8 protein-coding genes are annotated in these 6,998 nt (G+C 48.6%); 1 reads left to right on the forward strand and 7 read right to left on the reverse strand.

The annotated features are described in order from the left end of the window. The 7 genes from G5A70_RS13090 to G5A70_RS13120 form a co-directional block, all read right to left on the reverse strand. Nucleotides 1-1,338 (reverse strand): virulence-associated E family protein, encoded by a 1,338-nt coding sequence (locus G5A70_RS13090; RefSeq protein WP_173750025.1) that lies wholly within the window; start codon nucleotides 1,336-1,338, stop codon nucleotides 1-3. After that, the gene (locus G5A70_RS13095) at nucleotides 1,307-1,951 is read right to left on the reverse strand and encodes a CHC2 zinc finger domain-containing protein (RefSeq protein ID WP_173750019.1); all 645 of its coding nucleotides are present in this window, start codon (nucleotides 1,949-1,951) and stop codon (nucleotides 1,307-1,309) included. Before G5A70_RS13095 ends, G5A70_RS13090 begins: the two co-directional genes overlap by 32 nt. Nucleotides 1,952-2,016: 65 nt before the next feature. Continuing rightward, a complete protein-coding gene (gene mobQ, locus G5A70_RS13100) occupies nucleotides 2,017-3,597 on the reverse strand; it encodes a MobQ family relaxase (RefSeq protein ID WP_173750020.1) in 1,581 nt (526 codons plus the stop codon). Between the two features lie 204 nt (nucleotides 3,598-3,801). Beyond that, the gene (locus G5A70_RS13105; protein WP_009263190.1) at nucleotides 3,802-4,293 is read right to left on the reverse strand and encodes a nucleotidyltransferase domain-containing protein; all 492 of its coding nucleotides are present in this window, start codon (nucleotides 4,291-4,293) and stop codon (nucleotides 3,802-3,804) included. 388 nt (nucleotides 4,294-4,681) lie between these two features. Further along, a complete protein-coding gene (locus G5A70_RS13110) occupies nucleotides 4,682-4,978 on the reverse strand; it encodes a DUF3847 domain-containing protein (protein WP_002594808.1) in 297 nt (98 codons plus the stop codon). Continuing rightward, complete coding sequence (locus tag G5A70_RS13115) at nucleotides 4,971-5,312, reverse strand: DeoR family transcriptional regulator (RefSeq protein WP_173750021.1); 342 nt, start codon at nucleotides 5,310-5,312, stop codon at nucleotides 4,971-4,973. Before G5A70_RS13115 ends, G5A70_RS13110 begins: the two co-directional genes overlap by 8 nt. Then, the gene (locus tag G5A70_RS13120; protein ID WP_173750022.1) at nucleotides 5,309-5,497 is read right to left on the reverse strand and encodes a hypothetical protein; all 189 of its coding nucleotides are present in this window, start codon (nucleotides 5,495-5,497) and stop codon (nucleotides 5,309-5,311) included. Before G5A70_RS13120 ends, G5A70_RS13115 begins: the two co-directional genes overlap by 4 nt. Nucleotides 5,498-5,980: 483 nt before the next feature. Here G5A70_RS13120 and G5A70_RS13125 point away from each other — a divergent pair, with 483 nt between their 5' ends. Next, a complete protein-coding gene (locus G5A70_RS13125; protein WP_173750023.1) occupies nucleotides 5,981-6,787 on the forward strand; it encodes a helix-turn-helix domain-containing protein in 807 nt (268 codons plus the stop codon). Nucleotides 6,788-6,998: the final 211 nt, after the last annotated feature.

Genomic DNA, 6,998 nt, shown 5'->3' on the forward strand with positions numbered 1-6,998 from the left:
TCAGAATGGAAGCTCCATCTGTTCTGTGACCTCCACAAAACCGTCCATCGTTTTTTCAGACGGGTTGCATAAGTCCGTTGCCGGGGTTTCACGCTCCCAGCCCTTTTGTCTGCCATATTCGGAAAACATTCTGGGGTTCTGGAAGTACCGCCACCCGGAAATGCACTGGTTCATTATCTCGTTGATTTCCCGGATTTCCCATTGCTTCGGCTCGTCAAAGGCATGGTTTAAGGCTTCCTTGTAGAGCTGCTTGGAGCAGACCATGCTCCCGGTGTACTTATCAAGATATGCCTGTATCATCCCGGCTTTGGTGTCCTCCGGCATAAAATCCCGCTGGTGTTCTTTGAGATACCGCTGCATGGCGGGGCTGAACGCCAGCTTGAACCTGCCGCTTCGGTAAATCTCCATCGCTTCTGCCCACATCTGTCCGATATAGGCTCTGGAAGCGGCTTCGTCCTCCAAAATGTGAACTTCCGCCTGCTCCGGGTACACCATGACCGGGATAAAGCGGCGGTTGCCGGAACGGTCAAGGGGCAGGAAGTCAAGGGCATTGGAAGTGCCGCCAAACACGCACTGACGGGGGCGGTCTGCCGGATGGGTTTCATAGGGTATCTTGTAAACCTCTTTCTGTCTGCTTAAAAATGACTTGATTTCCTCAATGCTCTTGGCGTTGGCGGTTGCCATCATTTCCGACATTTCGATAATCCAGTGACCTTGCAGCTTGCGGTACACATTGTCATCGTCCAACTTCCGCAAATCATCGGAGAACCACTCGTCCCGGACTGCCAGCAGACGGAAGAAGGTGGACTTGCCAGCCCCCTGACCGCCTACCAGACAGAGCATGATTTCAAATTTGCATCCCGGCTGAAAGGCTCGTGAGATTGCACCCAGCAGGAACAGCTTCAACGCTTCATAGGTGTAATCGTCTGCGTCAGCCCCCAGAAAGTGCCGCAGGCAGAAACGGATTCGCTCTGTCCCGTCCCACACAAGGGTATTGAGATAGTCCCGGATGGGATGGTACTTGTTTTCATTCGCCACAATCCCGATGGCGTTATCAATCTTTTTCTCATTGGTAAGCCCATAGGTTTCTTCCAGATAGAGAAGCAGATACTTCATATCCGTATCGTTTAAGGCGGTGCTTTCTCTGTGGAAGCCAATGGGCTTTATGATGTCCTTGCGGTCAGTCAGGATGTTGTATGCGATAGCCCTGGAGAGCAGCGGGTCACGCTGGAATACGGTCAGGCAGTTCCGTATGCTCTGACGCACACCGCCTTTCTCGGTAGTTTCCAGCCCCGCCTTGATTTCCTCAATGCTCTGGGGCGGCTGCATGGCGTTCATGGTGTTTTTTAGTTCTTGCTGCGTCTGCGGCTGCAAGCTCTGCCATTCGCTGTTCAAGCTGTATCACATCCTTTCCGTAGTCCGTAATCAAAGCCGCTTTTTCCTCTGTTTCCCCGAACAGAAGCACATCCAGCAGATATTCCACTTGGGCTTGCTTCTGTAAGGCTTCCACAAACCGGGGATGAAAGGCTTCCTCCGGGGAGTGCGGGGCATATTCCTTTCTCCACACTCGAAGTAGGTGGAGATAATCGGCAAGAATACGGAAGCAGCGGTTCTTTGCTTCCTGAAACTGTTCCTCCGTGGATTTCTGCCGGGGCTTGGGCTTTTTCGCCTTTCCCGGCGGCTTCCAGTCCTCATAGGAAAGCCCGAAGTCCTGTGCCAGTTGTACGGCGGCTTCTTTCTTTCCCAGCCCATACAGAGCGGCGGCAAAATCAATCACATCCCCATCCGCACCGCAGCCGAAGCAGTGGTAACGCCGATCCAGCTTCATGCTTGGGGTTTTATCGTTATGGAACGGGCAGCAAGCCATCCCGTTCCGACCTATACGGATTCCATAATGCTCCGCAGCCTGTCTTGTTGTGACGGACTGCTTCACAGCTTCAAATACATTCAAATCTATCCCTCCTTGAAAATAAGAAAAGCACCTGACATTCTCTGATTGAAAATGGCAAGTGCCTGTTAAAGTTCCATATCCTGTTGTCTGTGTTTCTCCTGTGCCGGGGTGGTTCTTTGTGCTTTTTTCTCGTCAGTCTTATCCTGCAAGACTTCCTTGATAGGCTGCTTTTTGGGCGGCTCTTTACTTTCCTCTGTGCCGGGTGTGGCTTTCCGTACCCAGTAGCGGATGTCCCGCAGCTTCTTCAAATCCTCCTGTACCTCGGTCAGCGGTGTTTTCAGAGCTGCAATTTCTTCCAGAAGCGTTTCCTGCTCCTCTTGCAGCTCCTTTTGGGTACTGTCCTTATCGTCCGGATGCTTGGCAAGGTAGGCGGCGGCTTTCTCATACCGGGCAACCTCCGGGTGTTCCTGTTTGAATTTCTCCTTTGTTTTCTTAAAAAATATCTTCTGGTATTTCTCATAGACAGGCTTACATTCTTTGCAGTCTGTCCGGCTGGCAAGAATCCCATCAATCACTTTGCTTCGGGCTTCCTTTGGCTTCATCTGATTGCGGTAATCTGCGGCTGATTTCCCGGAAGATTCCAGAAATGCTTCTAAGTCCTCCACAGTAGAAAGCCCCTTTTGACGGAGATAGGACAGGGCTTCGCTGACTGCCTTTAAGTCCTGTGAAGTCCCCCGGTTCTGTCCAGCCCTTGTCCAGTCCTTCCGTTCTTCCTTTCGTATCTCCATATACTTCATCAGCAGATTGGGAAGAAGTGTCGCTTCCTCCGCCGCTTTTTGTGCAAGCAGCTCTTTCCGTTTTTCGCCCAGCTCGGTAATCCAGCCTTTGAGGTTGTGGATGAGCTGCCTGATGGACTGCATTAAGCTGTTGGCGGCTCTGATTTCCCGGTTCAGGTTGCCGATATTCGTCTGGATACCTCGCTTTTCCATCTGCCGGACAGCAACTCCCTCATGGACAGTGGGGACTATATCAAGCCCCTGTCTGGCATAGGAACGCAAGTCCACACGCTCCGGGCGGTCATTGGCTTCCAGATAGCGGTTCTGGATGACCTCCCATTCATGCCGCCAGATTTCACAATACTTCTGGTCGTTCCAGTCCACCATATCCTCCTTGTGGCTTTTCCACCTGCCGGATGGCAGCTTTATCCGTTCCCCATTCTCGTCAAGGTCATAAACCTTGCGGCTCTTGGGAAGCCATTTCCCATGTTCGTCCATTGCCCGCATAGTGAGCAGGACATGGGCGTGGGGATTATGTCCCGGCGGGTGGGGGTCATGGATGGCAAAGTCAGCAATCATACCTTTGGAAACAAACTGCTGTTCACAAAACTCCCGGACAAGGACAGCGTACTGGTCAGGCGGTATCTCTCTGGGGATGGTAAGCACCCACCGCCTTGCAAGCTGGGAGTTCCATTGTTTCTCCACCGCTTCGGCGGCGTTCCATAGAGTATTGCGGTCTGCATACGACCGTGGGGCATTTGCCGGGAGCAGGATTTCATTGTGGACGATACCACGCTTTTCCGGGTAGTGCTTCACTTGCTGGTCGTATTCACAGAACAGCTTTTCGCCACTCTGGTAAGCAGCGGCGGCAACCGCAGACTGCCGCTGGCTGCGCTGAACAATCGTGATTTCGTTGTGTGGACAGGGCATTTCGTGTCCCTCCTTTCGGTAATTGGTGGATGGGGTGGCGTTTTACCACCTCATTTGGGGCAGAAAAAAAGCAGGAGACCTTTTCAGATTTCCTGCTCGGTGTGCCGCTGTGTGGGCGGCGGGTATTTAGTTATAAAAGTTCGGGGCAAGTTGACCCGATGTGAAGTTGACAAACTGCAATTTATCTTAGAAATTACAGCGATGTTATTTTGATAAACTTTCAAGAATTGAAATATCATGCTTATCTTTATCTCTTAATTCATAACCTGAATGGAAAACTTTTTGGCCTTTTAAAGATATACAAGGAATTGTTTTGCCTTCAAAAAAAACACTACCAAAGTAATCTTTTTCAAACTCATACCATCCACCCTCTAAATCAGCTTGTTTTGAAGTTCCGTCCTCATTTAAAACGAACGGGTGAATGTCTAAGTAACCAAGTTCATCACTATATAACTCTATTCTAACCGGTTTCCAGTCTGTATCAATTTTATAGCCCAGATTCAAAAGCACATTTAACAATTTTTCCGTATGTTGAGCATCAAAATTTATATCTATATCTCTATGAATTCTTGTTTGTTTACCAGCTAAAATATCTACACCCCATCCGCCATCCAACCAGTATGTAATTCCAGTATTTTCGAATAATTCTATTACTTTCATTAAATCTTCTTTTGTTGTTATTTCTTTTCTACCCATACAAAGTCTCCTTTACAACTTCTATATAATTGTTTAGTTAAGTCAATATCAATATCTAATTGCCAAGGCTCAAAATCAAAAATCATGGTCATCACACTCCTTTTTAAAATTCATATTTGTTGTCATCTTCATTATACTTCACTGCCTATCAAAAAGATAGCATATTTTATGAAACTTGTCGGCTGGGAACAGCTTGCAACGCAAGATGTCCCCAGATGGCAAGTCCACAAAAGGGTAGCTGGCGGCAGCCAGCGCAGGGGAAGCGTAGCGTCCCCTGTTTGATTTGAAGCAGACCATGACTGCGGAAAATCACAGCCCTCCGGCGAGGAGCCTTCGGAGAACGCAATGCACCAACCTCTGGGTGGTGTATAATTGCGCCCTTAGTAAACTAAGGGGTTTCCGGCTTCTCCCGTTCCAGCAGTTTTTTCAATAGTTCCTGCGTGTCCTGCCTGTGAAAAATGAGTTTCAACAACAGCATGACATCATCATCTGTCAGGCGTTCCGGCTCTTGCAGAAAACTTTCCAGCATACCGCCACGAGTACAGAGCCGGTGCGTCCGTTCCTTTCGGGTAAGCTGCTTTAACTGGTGCTGCAATGCCTTTTCATCATTGATGGCTTTCCGCAGTTTCTTTTCGCTTTTCTCCAACTCCCGGTTGAGCTTTTCCAGCTTTGAGGTATCAGGCAAGGGCAGCGTCCTCCTTTCCCGGTATCAGCACATAAATTCTATTCGGTTCTCCCACGCCCTGACGCACCCGCATGATAAGTCCGGCGGTTTCCAGTTCATTCAGAGAACGCTTGACCGTCATGGGACTGCGGGACAGGACTGCGGCAATAGCTGTGACAGGGAAGCAGACAAACAGGATTCCGTTCTCGTCCTCCTGCCCTTTGGATAGCATGGCGTCCAACATCCGGCAGTACATGACCTTTGCGGTGCTGCTGACTGGAAATCCTGTCAACGCTCTGGGAAATGGCATACAGGACGGCAAGGGTGTGTCTATCGTCATAAATTCAAAATTCATTCGGTGTGTTCCTCCTTTTTCTTTGCTCGTTTGGATAAATAACGGGGGCAGTCAACCACAACCGCCCGGAAGCTCTGCTTGCATTCATGCTGGCATTTCCGGCATAATTCGTTGTAAGTGACACGCCCCCGGTCATTGAGGTAAAAGGAAAGCTCATGCTTCCTCTTTTTGCTCATTCTCGGCATTTTACGCTTCCTCCCGTTTTAGTGTATGGTTTCGGGGCGATTTTCGGCAAAATTACGCTCATAGAGCCGCTTAAAATCTCCCGAAGTATCAGCGATAGGGTAGAATATCCCCCTATCAGATTGTCGTGTTTCGGTATCATTTCGGTGTCAGTTCGCCAGTTCTCCCCGGTGTCGTTCCTCCCCTGAATCTCACAGCGGCGTATCGCTCCCTTTGGTACGCTCGTTTCAGTCAGGGTTCCTCCACATCCCTGCCAAAAGTCATGGCGCTACATCGCCGGGGAAGCATATCCCACACAGGCTGGTCATTCGATTGGAATAATCCATCGATGAACTACCTGTATCATAGAACATTTTTGTGCCCCGTGCCGTATGTCCACAAAATAGGAATTAAGGACAAAAATCAGAAATTTCCACGATTGCGGAAAGTGTGATATAATCCAGTTAAACGGCAGCAATGAAACCGCCGGAAAGGAGCGTGCACCCATGAAAGGAGCAACAAGCATACAGGAACGCCTTTGGGAACTCCGCAAGGACAAAGGCTTAAATCTGGAAGAATTATCAGAGCTGACGGGTATTTCCAAATCAGCCCTTGGCAGTTATGAGAAAGAGGATTATAAAGAAATCAATCATGGCAACCTTATCACGCTGGCAGACTTCTATGGGGTTTCCGTTGATTATCTGCTGTGCCGGACAGAGAACCGGGAGCAGATTAACACGCCACTAACAGAGCTGTATTTGAATGATGAGATGGTTGCACTTCTGAAAAGCGGTCGGATTAACAACCGCCTGCTCTGCGAACTTGCCACCCATAAGGACTTTATCAAGTTTCTTGCGGACATTGAGATTTATGTGGATGGGATTGCCACCATGCAAATCCAAAACCTCAATGCCCTTGTTGATACCGTCCGGCATGAAATCATTGAACGGTATCGCCCCGGCGAAGATGACCCGCATTTGAAAGTGCTGCAAGCCGCCCATATCAGCGATGATGAATATTTCAGTCACATGGTTCTGGATGACCTCAACCTCATTATCCGGGATATTCGGGAAGCTCACAAAAAAGACAGCGAAAGTGCTCCCCAGACCACCGTTGCCGATGAACTGAAAGAAAATCTGGAAGCGGTCGAAAATTTCAAGGGCAGCCGGGATGAAAAGCTGGTTGTTCTTTACTGCAAGCAGCTCGGTATCAACTATAAAAATCTGTCAGACGAAGAATTTCGCTGGCTGATTCGGATTCTCAAAAAATCAAAGAAAATGGGAACGCCTATCAGCCAGAGGAAAAAACGGTAAAGAAAAAACCGCTGTTGCATGGTTGTGTTGGCTTCCATGTAGCAGCGGTTTGTGCTGTGGTTATTCAGTTGAAAGTTTAGTTCGGTAAACTGTAGCTTTCGGTTATAGATTTACAATCATAATATATTCCTCATTATTTTCATCAGCAACAGTAAAGAGACCGTTTCAAGTTTTGTGTAAACTCAAAAAACTGATATAAGATATGTCATTA

The organism is Blautia hansenii (assembly GCF_013304445.1).
GTDB lineage: Bacteria > Bacillota > Clostridia > Lachnospirales > Lachnospiraceae > Blautia.

Bases quoted from the DNA above. Each gene is read 5' to 3' on its own strand.
- mobQ (WP_173750020.1), bottom strand. From the start codon at position 3,597: ATGCCCTGTCCACACAACGAAATCACGATTGTTCAGCGCAGCCAGCGG.
- G5A70_RS13105 (WP_009263190.1), bottom strand. From the start codon at position 4,293: ATGGGTAGAAAAGAAATAACAACAAAAGAAGATTTAATGAAAGTAATA.
- G5A70_RS13125 (WP_173750023.1), top strand. From the start codon at position 5,981: ATGAAAGGAGCAACAAGCATACAGGAACGCCTTTGGGAACTCCGCAAG.
- G5A70_RS13115 (WP_173750021.1), bottom strand. From the start codon at position 5,312: ATGAATTTTGAATTTATGACGATAGACACACCCTTGCCGTCCTGTATG.
- G5A70_RS13120 (WP_173750022.1), bottom strand. From the start codon at position 5,497: ATGCCGAGAATGAGCAAAAAGAGGAAGCATGAGCTTTCCTTTTACCTC.
- G5A70_RS13090 (WP_173750025.1), bottom strand. From the start codon at position 1,338: ATGAACGCCATGCAGCCGCCCCAGAGCATTGAGGAAATCAAGGCGGGG.